15 protein-coding genes are annotated in these 14,027 nt (G+C 70.5%); 4 read left to right on the forward strand and 11 right to left on the reverse strand.

Annotation, left to right across the window (positions count from 1 at the left end):
* Positions 1-83: 83 nt before the first annotated feature.
* Entirely contained in the window at positions 84-1,565 is a 1,482-nt protein-coding gene (gene guaB / locus AWQ71_RS09555; protein WP_067129937.1) for an IMP dehydrogenase, read from the reverse strand.
* Positions 1,566-2,060: 495 nt separating this feature from the next.
* Between guaB and AWQ71_RS09560 the strand changes: the two genes are divergently transcribed.
* Both AWQ71_RS09560 and AWQ71_RS09565 read left to right on the forward strand, forming a co-directional pair.
* The gene (locus AWQ71_RS09560; protein ID WP_067129940.1) at positions 2,061-3,053 is read left to right on the forward strand and encodes a helix-turn-helix transcriptional regulator; all 993 of its coding nucleotides are present in this window, start codon (positions 2,061-2,063) and stop codon (positions 3,051-3,053) included.
* A gap of 198 nt (positions 3,054-3,251) precedes the next feature.
* Complete coding sequence (locus tag AWQ71_RS09565) at positions 3,252-3,629, forward strand: DUF5319 domain-containing protein (protein ID WP_067130444.1); 378 nt, start codon at positions 3,252-3,254, stop codon at positions 3,627-3,629.
* On the opposite strand, the gene AWQ71_RS41485 is transcribed toward AWQ71_RS09565, so the two are convergent.
* The 4 genes from AWQ71_RS41485 to groES form a co-directional block, all read right to left on the reverse strand.
* Positions 3,590-3,760 (reverse strand): hypothetical protein, encoded by a 171-nt coding sequence (locus tag AWQ71_RS41485; protein ID WP_157570257.1) that lies wholly within the window; start codon positions 3,758-3,760, stop codon positions 3,590-3,592. The two genes, AWQ71_RS09565 and AWQ71_RS41485, sit on opposite strands and share 40 nt — an antisense overlap.
* 52 nt (positions 3,761-3,812) lie before the next feature.
* The gene (locus tag AWQ71_RS09570; RefSeq protein WP_157570275.1) at positions 3,813-4,439 is read right to left on the reverse strand and encodes a sigma-70 family RNA polymerase sigma factor; all 627 of its coding nucleotides are present in this window, start codon (positions 4,437-4,439) and stop codon (positions 3,813-3,815) included.
* Positions 4,440-4,735: 296 nt separating this feature from the next.
* Complete coding sequence (gene groL / locus AWQ71_RS09575) at positions 4,736-6,361, reverse strand: chaperonin GroEL (protein ID WP_067129943.1); 1,626 nt, start codon at positions 6,359-6,361, stop codon at positions 4,736-4,738.
* A gap of 71 nt (positions 6,362-6,432) precedes the next feature.
* Positions 6,433-6,744 carry a co-chaperone GroES gene (gene groES, locus AWQ71_RS09580; protein WP_067129946.1) on the reverse strand — a complete coding sequence of 104 codons (312 nt, stop codon included), beginning with the start codon at positions 6,742-6,744 and terminating at the stop codon, positions 6,433-6,435.
* 651 nt (positions 6,745-7,395) lie between these two features.
* On the opposite strand from groES, the gene AWQ71_RS09585 reads away from it, so the two are divergent.
* Complete coding sequence (locus AWQ71_RS09585; RefSeq protein WP_157570258.1) at positions 7,396-8,640, forward strand: class I SAM-dependent methyltransferase; 1,245 nt, start codon at positions 7,396-7,398, stop codon at positions 8,638-8,640.
* Positions 8,641-8,814: 174 nt separating this feature from the next.
* A complete protein-coding gene (locus tag AWQ71_RS09590; protein WP_067129950.1) occupies positions 8,815-9,639 on the forward strand; it encodes a hypothetical protein in 825 nt (274 codons plus the stop codon).
* Positions 9,640-9,780: 141 nt separating this feature from the next.
* On the opposite strand, the gene tsaD is transcribed toward AWQ71_RS09590, so the two are convergent.
* From tsaD to tsaE, 6 genes are all read right to left on the reverse strand, one after another.
* Positions 9,781-10,818: a tRNA (adenosine(37)-N6)-threonylcarbamoyltransferase complex transferase subunit TsaD gene (tsaD, locus tag AWQ71_RS09595; protein ID WP_067129952.1), complete on the reverse strand. Its 1,038-nt coding sequence runs from the start codon at positions 10,816-10,818 to the stop codon at positions 9,781-9,783.
* Positions 10,805-11,275: a ribosomal protein S18-alanine N-acetyltransferase gene (rimI, locus tag AWQ71_RS09600; RefSeq protein WP_387408147.1), complete on the reverse strand. Its 471-nt coding sequence runs from the start codon at positions 11,273-11,275 to the stop codon at positions 10,805-10,807. The genes tsaD and rimI overlap by 14 nt, the downstream gene beginning before the upstream one ends.
* Entirely contained in the window at positions 11,272-11,994 is a 723-nt protein-coding gene (tsaB, locus tag AWQ71_RS09605; RefSeq protein ID WP_067129955.1) for a tRNA (adenosine(37)-N6)-threonylcarbamoyltransferase complex dimerization subunit type 1 TsaB, read from the reverse strand. Before tsaB ends, rimI begins: the two co-directional genes overlap by 4 nt.
* A gap of 59 nt (positions 11,995-12,053) precedes the next feature.
* Positions 12,054-12,617, reverse strand: a complete 564-nt coding sequence (locus tag AWQ71_RS09610; RefSeq protein WP_067129958.1) for a class F sortase — start codon at positions 12,615-12,617, stop codon at positions 12,054-12,056.
* 2 nt (positions 12,618-12,619) lie between these two features.
* The gene (locus tag AWQ71_RS09615; RefSeq protein ID WP_157570259.1) at positions 12,620-13,249 is read right to left on the reverse strand and encodes a hypothetical protein; all 630 of its coding nucleotides are present in this window, start codon (positions 13,247-13,249) and stop codon (positions 12,620-12,622) included.
* A gap of 141 nt (positions 13,250-13,390) precedes the next feature.
* Positions 13,391-13,846: a tRNA (adenosine(37)-N6)-threonylcarbamoyltransferase complex ATPase subunit type 1 TsaE gene (gene tsaE, locus AWQ71_RS09620; RefSeq protein WP_157570260.1), complete on the reverse strand. Its 456-nt coding sequence runs from the start codon at positions 13,844-13,846 to the stop codon at positions 13,391-13,393.
* Between the last annotated feature and the right edge of the window lie 181 nt (positions 13,847-14,027).

Below are 14,027 nucleotides of genomic sequence, written 5' to 3' on the forward strand. Positions count from 1 at the left end.
TCTTTCCCATCTATACGGCTACGGCTCCCGCCGAGAGGCGGCAGCCGTACGGCGTCGCAGTCGCTCGCCACCCGTGACAGAACTTATCGGCGGTGGTAGTTCGGCGCCTCGACGGTCATCTGGATGTCATGCGGGTGGCTCTCCTTCAGACCCGCCGCCGTGATCGGCATGAGCTGCGCCTTCTCGTGCATCTCGGCGATCGTCCGCGAGCCGGTGTACCACATGCCCTGGCGCAGGCCGCCGACGAGCTGGTGCGCGACCGCCGCGACCGGGCCGCGGTAGGGGACCTGTCCCTCGATGCCCTCGGGGATGTACTTGTCCTCGCCGGCCACGTCCGCCTGGGCGTACCGGTCCTTGCTGAAGGACTCGCCGCCGCGCTCGCGGTTGCGCACCGCCCCCAGCGAGCCCATGCCCCGGTACGACTTGAACTGCTTGCCGTTGATGAAGATCAGCTCACCCGGCGACTCCTCGCATCCGGCGAGCAGCGAACCCAGCATCACCGTGTCCGCCCCGACGGCCAGCGCCTTGGCGATGTCGCCCGAGTACTGCAGGCCGCCGTCGCCGATGACCGGGACGCCCGCGGGCGCGCAGGCGAGCGACGCCTCGTAGATGGCGGTGAGCTGCGGCGCGCCCACGCCCGCGACCACACGGGTGGTGCAGATCGAGCCGGGGCCCACGCCCACCTTCACCGCGTCGGCGCCGGCGTCGACGAGCGCCTGGGCGCCGGCCCTGGTGGCCACGTTGCCGCCGATCACGTCGATCTTGGTGTTGGCCTTGACCTTGGCGATCATCTCGCACACGCCCTGGGAGTGCCCGTGCGCGGTGTCCACGATGATGACGTCCACCCCGGCCTCGATGAGCGCCTGGGCGCGCTGCTCCGCGTCGCCCGCGACACCGATGGCGGCGCCGACCATGAGGCGGCCGCGCGCGTCCTTGGTGGCCAGCGGGTACTGCTCGCTCTTGGTGAAGTCCTTGACCGTCATGAGGCCCTGCAGCCGGCCGGCCTCGTCGACCAGGGGCAGCTTCTCGACCTTGTTCTTGCGCAGCAGCCGGAACGCGTCGTCCCGCGACACCCCGACGGGCGCGGTGATCAGCGGCATCCGCGTCATCACCTCGCGGACCGGCCGGTTCTGGTCGGCCTCGAAGCGCATGTCACGGTTGGTCACGATGCCCACCAGCACGCCGTCCGCGTCGGTGACCGGTACGCCGGAGATGCGGTAGGTGGCGCAGAGCCGTTCAACGTCGGCGAGGGTGTCGTCCGGAGAACAGGTCACCGGGTCGGTGACCATGCCCGCCTCGGAACGCTTGACCAGATCGACCTGCGTCGCCTGCTCCTCGACGGACAGGTTGCGGTGCAGGATGCCGATGCCGCCCTGGCGGGCCATCGCCACGGCCATGCGCGCCTCGGTCACCGTGTCCATCGCCGCGGAGACCAGCGGAAGGCGCAACGTGATGTTGCGGGACAGGCGGGTCGTCGTATCAGCCTCGCCGGGCTGTAGGTCCGAGTAGGCCGGAACCAGCAGCACGTCGTCGAACGTGTATCCCTGTGCGGTGAACTTGGCCATCCGTGACCCCTCCTTCGCCTCGGCGGAGCCCTACGCCAGCCCCCTGTGCAAGTGTAGTGGTCTCGCTCAAACCTCCTTGTCAAGGCTTGACACCCCCTCGCCTCGGGAAAGGCGGGCCCACCTGGGGAAGCGACTCCGTACGCGCCTCCCGCGCCGCCTCCGGCGTGACGCACGGCACTGCCCGGACACAAAGAAGTGGGGGGACCGGCTAACCGGTCCCCCCACCATCGGCGACAATCGCGATCCCGCGACCCGAGCCCCCCTCCGCGCCCGGTGGCGCCGGATCGCGGCAACGTGCCGACGCTGTGTTAAGAGTGCGTCACACTCCGTTGATAAGCAATGTCTCACCCTGCAATTGCACAAAGCTGCATATGCGTTCCGCGGAATGCCGGAACCTCCGGACAGGCCCGGAGCCCGGGGATATCCTCGCCAGACGGCGCGCTCGGGGACGTTCCCACCCCCGGCGGCGCCGGCGACCCAAGCGCGGAGCGAGCCATGAACACGACGCGAAACGCCGATCCCCTCCAGGCCCTCGGTCTCGGCGAGGCGGAGACCGCCGTGTACACCACGGTGCTGCGCCTGCACCGCGCCACGCTCGACGAGATCGCCCAGGCCGTGGACGAGCCCGTGGAGAGAGCCGCCGGCCTGCTGGCGACCCTCATCCGGCTCGGCGCGGTGGACGAGGCCGCCGGGGAGTACCTCGCCCGCCACCCCGCGGCCCCCGTCGGCCGGATGGTCACCGAACGGCTCGCCCTGCTGGCTCTGCAGAGCCGCCAGATCGACGACATGCTCGCCGCCGTCGCCGACCTGGCCCACGACTACGACTCCGGCCGCGCCTTCCGTACGGGCGAGTTGCGGGTGCGGTCCCTGACCGGCGCGGACGAGATCTACGAGGCGGTGATCGCGCTGGCCGGACGGGCGCCCCGCGCCGAGTTGGTGGCCGCCCTCCCCGACCGGCGGACGGCCGGCGACTTCTTCGAGAAGTACGCGGACATGTGGATCCACGCGATCAAGGAGGGCGACCTCACGTCGCGCCTGATCATCCCGGTGTCCGCGCTCGGCGTCCCCGCCTTCCGCGAGGCCGCCGGACTCCTCAACCGGGCGGGCGCGGAGGTGCGCTCCCTGGACCAGGTGCCGAGCTGGTTCTTCACCCTCGGCCACGACGCGGCCGGGCTGCCGGTCCAGTGGGGCGCCTCGCCTCCCGAACACGCCTACAACTGCTCCCTGGTGCAGTCCCCCGTCGTCGTCGGCGCGCTGCGCGCCCTGTTCACCGAGCTGTGGGGAAGGGCGGTGCCGGTCGCGCGTCCCGGAGGGACCATCCAGGTGCTCCGGCTCGCCGCCCAGGGGCTCTCCGACGAGTTGATCGCCCGGCATCTCGGCCTCTCCGTCCGCACCGTACGCGCCAGGTTCGCCGAGGCCATCGCCGAGCTGGGCGCCAACTCACGGTTCCAGGCGGGGGTGGAGGCCAGCCGCCGATCCTGGCTCTGATCGCGGCCACACGACTCCGTGCCGGGGTGACGCCCAGCCGCCGATCCTGGCCCCGGCCTCCTGTCGTACCGGTCCAAGCCAGGATTTCCGGCCCGATTTCCTGCCGTATTCAACGCCCGGTTCACCGTGAAACACGTACACCTGTCCGAGTGGGCCCACTTCCGCTCATGGGGGCGGGCCGGGTCATAAGGTGGGATGGTGCTGGAAGACGTCCCCCGCGACCCCTTCGCGGACGACCCGAACGACCCGTCAACCGAACTGGGTGAGCCCGACGACCAGGAGCCGCTGACCCTCGCCGAACGCGACGAGGCCCTGACCGACCTCGCCGACGTCGAGGTCTTCCGCTCCCTGCTCGAACCGCAGGGCGTTCTCGGGCTGGTCCTGGACTGTCCCGAATGCGGCGAGCAACACTACTTCAGCTGGGACCTACTCCGGGGCAACCTGCGGCAGATGATCGACAACGGGCGGCCGCAGGTCCACGAGCCCGCCTTCCAACCCGACCCCAGCGACTATGTGAGCTGGGAGTACGCCCGCGGCTACGTCGACGGCGTGATCGACACAGAAGAGAGCCGCTGACCGTCCACATCGGCGATCAGCGCGCCGAGCAGACGAACGGCGACGTCGCCCGCCCCCTGACCGAGGGCGATGACCTCCCGCCGGGCCAGCGCGTCCAGAAGAGCGTCGGTCCGCGCAACATCCGCATCCACTGCTGCATCGTCGCACGCCGCCGGAGGGGTCGGCGCACGAGGGCCGCGATGATCAAGCAATCGATTCCAGATCGGCCATCTGCCTGAGCCTCGTCAGCGCCCGATGCTGCGCGACCCGTACCGCGCCCGGAGACATGCCGAGCACGTTTCCGGTCTCCTCCGCCGACAACCCGGACACGACCCGCAGGATCAGCAGCTCGCGCTGGTTGTCCGGCAGCCGCGACAGCAGCGCCCGCGCGCGCTCCGCCTCGATGTAGCGCACCACCGTCTCCTCCGGCCCCGGGCCGTCATCCGGCCCGTCCGGCAGGTCCTGCGTCGGCACGGCGGACCGCACCGAGCTGCGCAGCGCGTCCGCGACCTTGTGCGACGCGATCCCGAACACGAACGACGCGAACGGCCGGCCCATGTCCCGATATCGCGGCAAGGCCGACAGGACGGCGATGCACACTTCCTGGGCCACGTCGTCGGCGATGTGATAGTGACCGGAAACCCTTCCCAGTCGTGCACGGCAATAGCGCACCACCATCGGGCGCAGATGCCTCAGAAGCGATTCGATCGCAGTGCGATCTCCTTGTACGGCAAGGCTGGTCAGTTCCCTGAGGTCGGACTCATCCGATCTCGTCGCAAGCCTTACCCCAGTTGCGGCGTCGGCGACGCGTCCCTCGGTCACGTTAGGCATGATGCCCGCCACGATCGCGCATGTCGTCATGGTTGACGGCTACGGATTGGTCACATTGACGCGTCGATAACGGGAGGTAATCGATTGAACACAAGAGGGTTTGAATATTTCAGATGAATGACCCAATAGGCAATTACATGTCAGATGTTCGACGCGGCGACGACGCGCCGGCCGGGACTTAGGTTTACCGCAAAAACAAGTACGGCCCCCGCGTCCGCGAGAGCCGTACTGTGCTGCGCTTCTTGATCGGGCCATCGGCCCGACACGCGGCGTTTCCTGGCCGGGCCTACGACCCGTCAGTGGCCGTGACCGTGCCCGTGGCCGTGACCGCCGCCGGCGGCCGGGGCCTCCTCCTCGGGCTTGTCCACGACGAGGGCCTCGGTCGTGAGCAGCATGCCGGCGATGGACGCGGCGTTCTGCACGGCCGAGCGGGTGACCTTGACCGGGTCGATGACGCCCTGGCCGATCAGGTCGCCGTACTCGCCGGTGGCGGCGTTGAGGCCGTGGCCGACCGCCATCTCGGCCACCTTGGAGGTCACGACGTACCCCTCGAGGCCGGCGTTCTCGGCGATCCAGCGGGCGGGCTCGACGAGCGCCCTGCGGACGACCGCCACACCGGTGGCCTCGTCGCCGGACAGACCGAGGTCGTCCAGCTCCTTGGCCACGTGCACGAGCGCGGAGCCACCGCCGGAGACGATGCCCTCCTCGATCGCGGCGCGGGTCGCGGAGATCGCGTCCTCAAGGCGGTGCTTCTTCTCCTTGAGCTCGACCTCGGTGGCCGCGCCGACCTTGAGCACGCAGACACCGCCCGCGAGCTTGGCGAGGCGCTCCTGGAGCTTCTCGCGGTCCCAGTCGGAGTCGGACTGCTCGATGGCGAGCTTGATCTCCTTGACGCGGTCCTCGATCGCCTTCGCGTCGCCCGCGCCGTCCACGATGGTGGTGGAGTCCTTGGTGACGACGATGCGGCGAGCGGTGCCGAGCACCTCAAGGCCGACGTTGTCGAGCTTGAGGCCGACCTCCTCGCTGACGACCTCGCCACCGGTGAGGATGGCGATGTCCTGCAGCATGGCCTTGCGGCGGTCGCCGAAACCCGGAGCCTTGACGGCGACCGAGGTGAAGGTGCCGCGGATCTTGTTCGTCACCAGGACGGCCAGGGCCTCGCCCTCGACGTCCTCGGCGATGACGAGGAGCGGCTTCTTCGTCTGGACGACCTTCTCCAGGATCGGCAGGAAGTCCGCGATCGAGGCGATCTTGCCCTGGTTGATCAGGATGTAGGCGTCCTCAAGGACCGACTCCATGCGCTCGAGGTCGGTCGCCATGTGCGGCGACAGGTACCCCTTGTCGAACTGGAGGCCCTCGGCGAAGTCCAGCTCCAGACCCATGGAGTTGGACTCCTCGACGGTGATGACACCGTCCTTGCCCACCTTGTCGAACGCCTCGGCGATCAGCTCACCGATCTTCGCGTCCTGGGCCGAGATCGTCGCCACGTTGGCGATCTCCTGCTTGTCGGCGACCGGACGGGCGCCGTCGAGCAACTTGTCACTGACGGCCTTGGCCGCCGTGTCGATGCCCCGCTTGAGCGACATCGGCTGCGCGCCGGCGGCGACGTTGCGCAGGCCCTCACGGACCATCGCCTGAGCCAGCACGGTGGCGGTGGTCGTGCCGTCGCCCGCGATGTCGTTGGTCTTGGTCGCCACTTCCTTGGCGAGCTGCGCGCCGAGGTTCTCGTACGGCTTCTCCAGCTCGACCTCGCGAGCGATGGTGACACCGTCGTTGGTGATCGTGGGAGCACCGAACTTCTTGTCGATGACCACGTTCCGGCCGCGGGGGCCGAGCGTAACCTTCACGGCGTCCGCGAGGGCGTTCACGCCACGCTCAAGAGCGCGCCGCGCGTCCTCCTCGAACTCCAGGATCTTGGGCATTCACGTCTCCTTATGAGAGCGCCGGAGCCCCGGGAACGGACGTCCCGGGGCTCCTCATGCTTCTGCGCGGCCTACTTCTCGATGATGGCGAGCACGTCACGGGCCGAGAGCACCAGGTACTCCTCGCCGCCGTACTTGACCTCGGTGCCGCCGTACTTGCTGTAGAGGACGATGTCGCCCTCCTTGACGTCGAGCGGAATGCGCTTCTCGCCGTCCTCGTCCCAGTTGCCCGGGCCCACCGCGAGGACCTTGCCCTCCTGCGGCTTCTCCTTGGCGGTGTCCGGGATGACCAGACCGGAAGCGGTGGTCTGCTCGGCCTCAAGCGGCTGGACCACGATGCGGTCACCAAGCGGCTTAACGGGAACCTTAGTGGCGGTCGTCACGATCGGACCTCCCCTTCAGATTGCGATGAATGAGCTGAAGAGGCGACCAGCGGCCTGCCGTCGCGGGTGTCAGACCTGCCTCGTCGCTGTTGGCACTCTCGCTAGGCGAGTGCCAACACGAAACAGTATGCAAGGGGACCCTGACAGTCAACACGAACCCCCGCCGCAGGTCAGCTACGGCGTGCCGCTGTGCTTATTTGCCTCGCTCCGCTCGGCGGGCTCGGGGCGCCTTCAGCCGATGTCTTCCCTCGTCACTCGGAGTCGCTCGTCCCTCGCTCCCCACTCGTTCCTCAGTCCAGACACCGCCGCGCCCCTCGCGGAGCCGCTCGTCCCTCCGTCCAGACACCGCCGCGCCCCTCGCGCCCCACTGTTGGCTTTCTCACCGTGACAGCTCTCACAGTGTCTATTTGCGCTCGCTTCGCTCGCGCGGGCTCGGAGCGCCTTCAGTCGATGTCTTCCCTCGTCACTCGGAGTCGCTCGTCCCTCGCTCCCCACTCGCTCCTCAGTCCAGACACCGCCGCGCCCCGAGCGTGATGGTTGGGCACCGTAATGATTGATGGTGCTCGCGCGGGCTCGGAGCGCCCTCAGTCCAGACACCGGCGCACCCCTCGCGGGTGGGTTGGGCTGGGGAGGGCGATAGCGTCGGGAGGCGTGGACCTTGAGGCGTTCCGGGCGCTGATGACACCGGAGGGGCGTACCGCACTGGCCGAGGCCGTACGGGTGACGAGCGAGGGGCTCAATCCGGTGGCGGCGGCGACCAGGCTGCGGCGCTCGTACGAACCGGCGCTGACCTCGGCCGCCCTCACCCAGGCGGCCCTCCGGCGGCGGGCGGAGGCCAAGTTCGGCGTGGACGCCGCCCTGATGTACTTCACCCCGCACGGCCTGGAACAGGCGACCCGGACCGAGGTGGCCGCGCACCGCGCCCGCCGCGTCGCCGCCGCCGTGCCCGCCGGAGCCGGAGCGACCCCGGCGATCGGGACGGCGGGGCCGCGCGTGCTCGACGTGTGCTGCGGGATCGGCGGTGACCTGATCGCCCTCACCCGGGCGGGCTGCGCCGTGGACGCCGTGGACCTCGACCCGCTCACCGCCGAGGTCGCCCGGGCCAACGCCGCCGCGCTCGATCTCTCCCACCTGGCCACGGCTCGTACAGCCGACGCCGCCGACACCGACCCGTCCGCGTACGACGTGCTGTTCGCCGACCCCGCCAGGCGCGGGGCGCGCGGAAGGGTCTTCGACCCCATGGCCTACTCGCCCACGTGGCCGGTGACGCTTGAGCTGGCCTCTCGCGCCCCGGCGGCCTGCCTCAAGGTCGCGCCGGGCATTCCGTACGAGCTCGTCCCGGAGGGGGCCGAGGCCGAGTGGGTCTCGTACAAGGGCGAGGTGAAGGAGGCCGCGATCTGGCTCGGCGGCCTGGCCCGCGTCCCGGAGCCGGGCGCCGCCGTTCCCGGGCGCGGCTTCGCGCGGCGGGCGACGCTGCTGCCGTCGGGCGAAACTCTCGTCCCGACGGGGGCGGAGGCCGGAGTCGGCTCGGTGGCCCGCTACCTGTACGAGCCCGACGGGGCGGCGGTCCGGGCGCACCTGGTCGCCGAGGTCGCCGACATGGTCGGCGGCCACCTGATCGACCCCCGGATCGCCTACATCACCGGCGACGCGCTGGTGCGCACGCCGTGGGCCGCCGCCTACGAGGTACACGAGGTCATGCCGTTCTCGCTGAAGCCGCTGCGCGCGGCGCTCAGGAAACGCGGCGTCGGAAACGCGACAATCAAGAAGCGCGGCTCAGCTGTCGATGTCGACCAATTGTCGCGAAATCTGCGACTTTCGGGGGATAACTCAGCGACAATCGTTCTCACCCGGATCGCCGAGCGCCCTTACGCATTCATTTGCCAGCCCGTCTGACCTGGTGTTATTACCAATCCCGGACAATCCGGCGATAACCGCGACGTTTCTCCGTCCGACCGAAGAGCGGCGCCGTACGCGGCTACAGTGGGCGGTCGGGCGTGCCTCGCCCGATCACGTATCCCTCGAAACCGGACCAACCCGCCGTTTTTTCGGTGGGCGAAGGAGCTTTCGGTGGACCACTCGAGCCACGGCCTCCTCCAATCTGGCAGCCAGACCGCCGTCTCCGAGCGGATGCGCGAGCTCCTGGCCCGCGCGGCGCAGGATCACGTCTACGAGCAGCGCACCCAGGGCGCGGTGCTCGACGAGATCCGCCAGCGCCTCGAAGGCATGGAATGGCTGCTCCGCGAGCTTCGTGAGCGCGGGCTCGGGGGGATCGGCGGCCTCGCGAGCATGATCGAGGCAGTCGGCGACCAGATCGACGTCCTTTCCGCGAAACCCCCGACCTGGGCCGAGAACCTCGCCCGGCACATCGAGGTGGTCCGCGACCAGATCGAGGACGTCGGAGAGCGCGTGGACCGGCTCCAGACCGGCGTGGACGCGGCCGCGGGCCGCTTCAGCCGGCTCGACCGCGCCATCGGCGAGCTGGCCCGGGCCGCGGAGCGGCTGGGCGGGCAGCTCGACGGCGTCGAGGGCCGGATCGCCGCCGTGGAGGGCCGCCTGGTGGCGACGGAGGAGCACCTGACCGACGTACGGGCGCACATGGGCGGCGTGACCGCCGCACTCAGCGCCACGGACGCCAGGATCAACACGATCGACGGGCATCTGAGCCGCCACGACGACCGCTTCGACGTCGTGGAGGGCCGGATCGACGGCCGCTTCACCGCCCTCGACGAGCATCTGATCTCGACCGAGACCCGCCTCACCGGCCGCGTGGACGCCGTCCGGCAGCGGGTGGACGAGGTCGGCCGCCGAGTCACGGAGATCCAACGCGAGGCCGCCGCCCCATCGAAGGCCGCACCGGCCCCGAACGCCGTGGCCCGGCACCGGCAGCTCTGACACCGGCCCCATCCGTCCCCTGGCCGGCTCAGAGCCGGCCACACGAGACGCGGGCGCGCATGACCGCCCGCCACCTCGGCGGGCCGAGCTCGCGAACGGCCGGCACAGCCACACCCTCGCCTGTCCAGGCGAGGGAGCGGGTCAGACGTTGACGGTCGTGATGGGCAGCGACGAGTCGGCCGGAATGTCCAGCGTGGACGGCTGGATGCCCGCCGCGATCAGCTCGGAGCCCAGCGCGGCCACCATGGCGCCGTTGTCGGTGCACAGGCCCGGCCGGGGCACGCGGAGCCGTACGCCCGCCGCGTCGCAGCGCTCCTGGGCGAGCGCGCGCAGCCGCGAGTTGGCCGCCACACCGCCGCCGATGAGCAGGTCCTTCACGTCGTAGCGGCGGCACGCCTGGAGCGCCTTGCGGGTCAGCACGTCCACGACCGCCTCCTGGAAGGACGCGGCCACGTCGGCGACCGGGATCGTCTCACCCGCGGCCGTGCGCGCCTCGATCCAGCGGGCGACCGCCGTCTTGAGCCCCGAGAACGAGAAGTCGAACGTGCCGTCGTCGTACTTGCCGCGCGGGAACGCGATGGCCGTGCCCGAGCCGGACGTCGCGGAGCGGTCGATGTGCGGGCCGCCGGGGAACGGCAGGCCGAGCACCCTGGCCACCTTGTCGAACGCCTCGCCAGCGGCGTCGTCCACGGTCGAGCCGAGCGAGATCACGTCCTGGGCGACGTCGGGGACCAGCAGCAGCGACGAGTGGCCGCCGGACACCAGCAGGGCGATCGACGGCTTGGGCAGCGGCCCGTGTTCGAGCTGGTCCACCGCGACGTGGGCGGCGAGGTGGTTGACGCCGTAGAGCGGGACACCCAGCCCCAGCGCGTACGCCTTGGCCGCGGCGACGCCGACGAGCAGCGCACCGGCCAGGCCGGGGCCCGCGGTGACCGCGACGGCGTCGATGTCGGAGAAGCGCAGCCCGGCCTTGGCCAGCGCGCTCTCCACGGTGGGGGCCATGGCCTCCAGATGCGCGCGCGAGGCCACCTCGGGCACCACGCCGCCGAAGCGGGCGTGCTCCTCCATGCTGGAGGCGATCGTGTTCGCCAGCAGCGTGTGGCCGCGGACCAGGCCGACCCCCGTCTCGTCGCAGGATGTCTCGATCCCCAGGACGATCGGCTCATCACGCCCGCTCATGCGCACCTCCTCTGAGATCCCGCACCATGGTGATGGCGTCGGTCCCGTCGTCGTAGTAGTTCCGCCGGACGCCGAGCCGCTCGAAGCCGAACCGCTCGTACATCGCCTGAGCGGGCGCGTTGTCCGACCGGACCTCCAGGAAGACCTCGCACGCGCCGCGCCGCTCCGCCTCGGCGAGCAGCTCGGTCAGCAGGGCGGCGCCGACGCCGGACCTGCGGTGCCCGGCGAGGACGGCGATCGTCTGCACATCGGCCTGGTCGGCGGCGGCGGCCAGGCCCGCGTATCCGACGATCGTGTCGCCGTCCACCGCGACCACGTAGTGCCGGGTGCGCGGCTGGTCGTCGATCTCGCCGCGCAGCATCGCCTCGCTCCAGGCGTCGAGCGGAAACGTGATCCGCTCGATCTCGACCACGGCGGGAAGATCCTCCCTGGTCATCTGGCGCAGGACGGCGGTCACGCGGTCACCTTCTTCGGCGCGCTGGGAATCTGCGCGTCCGGCCTGCGCAGGTAGATCGGCCGCGCCGGGCCGAGCACGGCCAGCTCGCCGGCCAGCTCGACCGAGTCGATCCGCCCGTCGGGCATCCGGGCCGCCTCGGCCGCCTGCTCCGGGGTCAGCCCGGCCAGGTGCTCGGCGGCGAGCGCGGCGAGCGCCCCCGCGGACGGGTACTCCGGGTCGGCGACGCGGTCCGGCCCGATCGTCTCGGCGTAGATGCGGGCACCCGCGCCGATCACCGGAAGCTCTGCCGGCAGGTCGTGCGGCCGGTCCACGCGCGGCCCGTCCAGGCGGGTGCGCGCGTCGCCGTACCGCGCCCAGAAGACCTCCTTGCGCCGGGCGTCGGTCGCCACCAGGAACGGCTCGGCGCGGCCGGAGGCGAAAGCGATCGCGTCAAGCGTGCAGACGCCGTACGCGTAAACGCCGACGGTCGCCGCCAGGGCGCTCGCGGTCATCAGTCCGACCCGCAGCCCCGTATACGGCCCGGGGCCGGCTCCGGCGACGACGGCGGTCACATCACGTAGGGAGGCGTCGCACTCACGCAGGACGCGCTCGACCGCGGGAGCGAGCAGCTCGCCGTGGCGTCGGGCGTCGACCGTCGTCGACTCGGCCAGCACGCGGGCGCCGTCGTGCAACGCGGCCGTGACTGCGGGGGTAGCGGTATCCAAGGCCAAGACCAGCACAAAGGCCAAGCCTAGCCGCTGTCGGGTCTCCTCCGTCCCGGCGGAGCATGACCTGGGCACTACGCGTGAGGATCGCTCCCGGCCCGGGAGGCGTAGACGATGACGTTGTCGCGGTACTCGTGCCGGGCCCAGTCGAAACTGCCGCCGCAGGTGATCAGGCGCAGGCCGTCTTCGGTGTACACCCGCTCGGCGGGGAAGTCGTTCTTGGGCACCCGCTCGACGGAGTCGACGCGGTATTCGGCCGTTTTGCCGTCGCTCCGCAGCACTTTGACCACCTGGCCCTTGCGCAGCTCGCGCAGCCGGTAGAAGACCGCGGGCGCGGTCTTCGTGTCCACATGGCCGATGATCACGGACGCGCCGCCGTCGCCGGGAACGGAACTGCCGGTGTACCACCCGGCCGTCCCGGGCTTGTCGAACGGCGGGAGCTCCACGTCGCCCTCCTTGGAGAGGCCGAGTTTCATCAGCGGGGCCTTCAGCTTCAGCGCGGGGATGTCGATGCGCTTGGGCACGACCCCGGCGACCGGGGCGGCGGCGGGTTGCTCACCCTGCCGGTGGCTCATCGCGAACAACACCAACCCGGTGGCGATCCCGGCTATGACCACCTTCCGGGACGAACCGGCCAAATTCAGCCCCTCGCGCGCCTGCGCGCCACTCCGACCGCGACCGCGGCGGCCACGACGACGATCGCGGTCGCGCCTACGGGCATGCCGGAGTCCTCCTCGGGCGCGCCCGCCGCCGTGCCGCCACCACCCGCGTGCGGGGCGCGGGTGGGGATCTTCGTGGGCGTGTGCTCGGGGGCGGGCTTCCCGGTGACCTTGAGGGAGGCGCTGCCGATGTCGTTGGTGGCCTCACAGCGCACCTCGACCTTGTAGCCGCCCGGCTTGGCATCGGCCCGGACATTGGCGCCGCCACGGACCTGCGGGACGCCCGGAGTCGAGTCGGGCGAGGCCGTGTCGGTGGGCGCGACCAGCGTCACCAGGCCGGTGAACGCCTCCGAGCGCGCGGTGGCGCGATAGTCGGTGCCGCCCTGCGGCAGCGGGCAGTACGCCGTGATGTGGACGGTCCGAGTGGAGCCGCCCTCGACCTTGGCCGGGTCGACCGTGACCCGGATGTCCTGGCGGGGCACGGTGGCCGACGGCGACGCCTGATCCTCCGATGCGGAGGGCGTGGATCCAGCCGTCTGCGCTTCAGCGGTACAGCCCAGCCCGCCGAGCAGGATCATTCCCGTGACGGCAGCAAGCCTGACCTTGATCATCCGACCACCCCTCCGGACCCTGTATACCCCGAAAATCTATGCCAATCCATGGCTAAGGATCTTCTTATTGGGTGATTCACAACGAATCAGTTGGGCCCCAGATCAGGCCGGATATCGGCAGCCCCCGGGAGGAGGTTTCGGCTAGGCCAGAGACGCCGGGACGGCGGACCAGCGCTCGCCGACCCCGCGCAGCCGTACTCGCCGGTCCTCGCCCTCGGCGTCACGCTCGATGAGGACCTCCAGCCGGTCCTCGGCGAGGCCCTCGACGAGCCCCTCACCCCACTCGACGACGGTGACCGAGTCCTCAAGGGAGGCGTCCAGGTCGAGATCGTCGACCTCAAGCGCGCCGCCGATGCGGTACGCGTCCACGTGCACCAGGGCCGGACCGCCGGACAGCGACGGATGGACCCGCGCGATGACGAACGTCGGCGACGTGATCGGGCCGCGCACCTTCAGCCCCTCGCCGATGCCCTGCACCAGCGTGGTCTTCCCCGCCCCGAGAGGCCCGGTGAGCACCACCAGGTCACCCGGGCGCAGCAATTCCGCGACCTCCGCGCCCAGTGCCCGTGTCTCCTCGGTGGTACGGACGGTTCTCACTGGTCGCTCCTCCGCCCGGCCGGGATCACCCAGCCGCTCGCCTGACTTCCACACCGGTAACTCACTGTACGGGTGCGCTCATGGCGCTCGCTCCGCACTTATGGCGCTCGCTCCGCTCGCGCGGGCTCGGGGCGCCCTCAGTCGATGTCTTCCCTCGTCACTCGGGGCCTCGTCCCTCAGC

This window comes from Microtetraspora malaysiensis (genome assembly GCF_001528665.1).
Classification (GTDB): domain Bacteria; phylum Actinomycetota; class Actinomycetes; order Streptosporangiales; family Streptosporangiaceae; genus Microtetraspora_A; species Microtetraspora_A malaysiensis.

Coding starts and splice junctions, on each gene's coding strand:
- guaB (WP_067129937.1), bottom strand. CDS start 1,565: ATGGCCAAGTTCACCGCACAGGGATACACGTTCGACGACGTGCTGCTG.
- AWQ71_RS09560 (WP_067129940.1), top strand. CDS start 2,061: ATGAACACGACGCGAAACGCCGATCCCCTCCAGGCCCTCGGTCTCGGC.
- AWQ71_RS09570 (WP_157570275.1), bottom strand. CDS start 4,439: ATGCCTAACGTGACCGAGGGACGCGTCGCCGACGCCGCAACTGGGGTA.
- groL (WP_067129943.1), bottom strand. CDS start 6,361: ATGCCCAAGATCCTGGAGTTCGAGGAGGACGCGCGGCGCGCTCTTGAG.
- tsaD (WP_067129952.1), bottom strand. CDS start 10,818: ATGAGCGGGCGTGATGAGCCGATCGTCCTGGGGATCGAGACATCCTGC.
- AWQ71_RS09615 (WP_157570259.1), bottom strand. CDS start 13,249: ATGATCAAGGTCAGGCTTGCTGCCGTCACGGGAATGATCCTGCTCGGC.